Annotated in this window: 3 protein-coding genes and 1 pseudogene; all 4 read right to left on the bottom strand. The window is 49.8% G+C overall.

The genetic code is table 11. From position 1 onward, the window contains the following. Positions 1–811 (bottom strand): annotated as a pseudogene (locus Q7O77_RS15840) (fimbrial biogenesis outer membrane usher protein); the annotation flags it as partial. Between the two features lie 12 nt (positions 812–823). Then, positions 824–1,612: a molecular chaperone gene (locus tag Q7O77_RS15835; RefSeq protein WP_304169553.1), complete on the bottom strand. Its 789-nt coding sequence runs from the start codon at positions 1,610–1,612 to the stop codon at positions 824–826. 14 nt (positions 1,613–1,626) lie between these two features. After that, positions 1,627–2,184, bottom strand: coding sequence for a spore coat U domain-containing protein (locus Q7O77_RS15830; RefSeq protein WP_304169551.1), 558 nt, complete (start codon positions 2,182–2,184; stop codon positions 1,627–1,629). A 24-nt stretch (positions 2,185–2,208) separates the two neighbouring features. Further along, positions 2,209–2,766, bottom strand: a complete 558-nt coding sequence (locus tag Q7O77_RS15825) for a spore coat U domain-containing protein (RefSeq protein WP_304169549.1) — start codon at positions 2,764–2,766, stop codon at positions 2,209–2,211. Positions 2,767–3,448: the final 682 nt, after the last annotated feature.

Genomic DNA, 3,448 nt, shown 5'->3' with positions numbered 1-3,448 from the left:
TACTCGGCAACGGATTCGCCCCGGCGTACTGAATCAACGGGTAGGTGACGATATCGGGGCGTACGGCGAAATCGCGACTGAACCGCACGCCTCCCATACGCACTGAATTGCTCCAGGTCAGCGAATTACTGATGAAATCGCCCGCCTGAAAGGTGTGCATGTCGTTGATATCGTTGTAACGCCAAAAGGTGTCGTAGCGCAGATACCCTTTGTTACGGCTGCCGTTTTGAGTGTTGCCGAAATAGTGTGAGTAGGTCCCCGTGTTGGAAATGAGGGCGTAATCGTTGAACAGCCGCTGTTCCAGCCAGGTGGTCACGCTTTGCGAAGACTGATAGCCCTTGAAGTAATACGCATCGTAGTTAAACGCCAGACCGGGCGTGCTCTGCGCTTTCGTTGCCTCGACCATCTCTCCGCTATTGGCCGACTGCTCTGGCAGCCATTCCAGTGGTACGGTCAGATTTAGAGACTGGTTACCGGGTTCATAGTAAACCTTCACCTCGGGAAGCGCGTTGACGTCGACCCATCCGGTACGCTGCGTCCCGATATGTACGTGGTTTTTAGCTAAAACGCCGGATTCCACCGAGAAGTGTCCGCGAATGTACTGTACCGGAACTACCTGACGATCGGAGACGCCGTTCACAATCAACGTCAGGTAATACATGGTGTTCTCGACGGCGGGCGCAGTCTGAGGTGGTTTGGGCAAATCGCCATACTCTTCCGCTGCAGCCGCGGGAGCGCCATACGCTAAAACGAGGAGGGGGATGATCCCCCGATGGCGCCGCAGCCAATATCCATGGCATAAAATAAGCATTCTCTTCCCTCATTAAGGCGCGGGGCTGATGAGCGTTGGCTGGTGGTTATCGGCTAATTGAGCGTAGAGGTGGTTTTGCATTGCAGGGCGTTTATTCGCGGGCAGCGGCCAGCGGATCTCCTGCCCCGGCAGGATATAAGCGAAAAAGCCCTGCGCCAGCGAAATGGACGATTTGGTCGCGCGCGGCTTATCGCCAAAGAAAGTATTGCTCAGCCGCGCATGGACGATGCCGCTGTTTTTGATGGCAAGCTCAGTCTGGTCACCTTTGTGGATCAGGCGCCAACTGAGTAATGGGCGGGTCAACATCGAGTCGTCTGAATGTTTATTTTTCGGCGGTTTCAGCGCGATGCCGTCGCCGGTCATAAACAGCGGAAGCAGATAGCGCATCTGCAGCTTCAACCCTGATTGCTTATTATCGGCGGTATTAAGCGTCGGGATTTCATCAATCACGATGCGATAGGAGCGTTCGGTTTGCGGCGCGACGGGGATCGTTTTCATGAGCCGGACCATCTGACGCTGATTAGGCTGCACGGTGGCGAACGGCGGGCTGGCGATAGCATCTGTCTGATTCGCGTAACGATCCTTGCTGTCCTGTTGCTGCCAGGCCAAGACACGGATCTGCAGCGTCACCGGCGTTGAACCGCGATTTTCCAGCCAGAGGGCGGATCCCTTTTCATCCGACTCAATGACCTGATAAATCGGCCATACCAAAACCGAGCTGGCTGCAAGAGTGGAAGAGGTGAATAAACCGAGCAAAACTGCAACAATCGCCAAATGCCATTTTGTGAGTGTAATTTCCATTTTATTTAATTTTTTCAATAAGTAAGTGTTACTGTGACCGTGTCTGTATACGTACCTGCCGAAGGTTGATTACTGGATGAAAACAGACGGCCATAGACCGGATAAGTTTGCGTACCGGTGGGAAAAGAAGAAACGCCGTAGGCCAGAGAACCCGTTCCCCAGACAATGCTGCGTCCGGCATCCTGATAGAGCTGGTAGGCAATGGTGTCGCTGCTGTTGGGTCTTACCATGTAGCGCGACGCGCTATTTCCGCCATTCACCCCATAGTCCATTGCAATACTGATGGCGAGGCCGGGCGTACATGTCACGACAATGGAACCGCCACCGCTGGTGCTTGTGACGTCAACGTTGCTATCCAAAAAGGCTTTCTCGCCAAAGTTCAATGTGCCCAAACTGGTGGTCGTGCTTTTGGCGCTATTGCCGAATACGCAGCCGCTGTTGATGACTGCCGCTACCTTGAACTGCTTACTGACGCTGCTGGCCGGGGCACAGGGAGATACAAACAGGCTGGCGAAAAGCGGCATCCACTGCCACAAACGCTTCCCCAAACCTGCCTCAATAACGAACCTCAATGCGTCTCTCCCTGATCGCCTGTTTTACCAGGACAGTGTTGCGGTCACGATATCGGTATAAGTACCGGATGCCGGAGCGGTAGTAGACTGATCCGCCGGAGAAATACGGCCATAGATCGGAATGCTCTGCGCGCTGCCGTCAGCATTCAGAGACAGAGAGCCGTTAATCGCGATTTCGGAACTACGGCCGCTGTCTGAATACAGGTGGTAGGGAATAACGGTGCTGCCGCCGTTGGAGGACAGATTACGAACGGAGGACGTACCGTATAAACCGCCATCCAAAGCCAAAGAAGGGGAGAGGCCATTACTGCAGGTGACGGACACCGTGCTACTGCCATCTTTACCGATAACGGTACCGTTGACGGCGTTGGTCAAGTCGGCGTATTCACCAAAGTTCAAGGTTCCCCATTCATTCGTCCCGCTGGATGAATTATTGTTGGAAACCGTACAACCTTCACCGATGGTAAGTTGAACGCCAATCTCACCGGTCAATGACCCGGTAGCCGCATGAGCTGCGCCAACAAAAGACAATGTTAGCGCGGTGCTCAACAGGGAAAGAGCAAGAGAACGTACTGTTTTCATATTATTCCTCAGTCATAGGTGACCACTTCTTTATATGTATCCTTATGACAAAGAGACATATATAGGTAGGGTAATTGAAATTTACAGCGCTTGGTTATTAGTGGCCGCAAGCGATGGTAGACGTTAATTAATAAATGGCAGAGTATTAATACCCATGAATTCATTATTGGATGAATGAATTGACCCACTTCTCCTGTTTATGTTTTGAAATATTCATTTAAATTATAGGGGCTTTGAATCCTAAGCCAAACTGAGTAGATAAATAATATTAATGTGTCGTGTGTTGATTGATTTTTAATGTTATATACTGCAATTTTATTAAATATTAGTTTAATGAACTGATTTTTTGTGTGATGATGGCGTTATAGATTTCCTCCATGCAGTGTCCTTCATATCGGTTTTTTAGCACATTTCACGCTTAATGCAGGGCCGTTAAAGGTTGTCTTTTAAAATATTCAGGTAAAAATAATCAAGTTCGCTCATTAATAATAGTTGGTGGGTGATGTGATATTCATGGCATTGAGATTCTATTCGTTAAATCATCATTTTATTACTCGATATTCAATTGTTGTGGCTCGCTTCTCATTAACTATTTAATAAACTTGAGCGTCAAACGACACCGCGATTAAATAAAGCCGGGGCAGTAATTCATTACCCGTTGTACTAACTCAGTGTGGGTATT

The sequence above is a fragment of the Lonsdalea britannica genome (assembly GCF_946477055.1).
Lineage (GTDB): Bacteria > Pseudomonadota > Gammaproteobacteria > Enterobacterales > Enterobacteriaceae > Lonsdalea > Lonsdalea britannica_A.
Note: the sequence above shows the minus strand (reverse complement) of the source record. Positions and strands in the feature narration are given on the sequence as shown.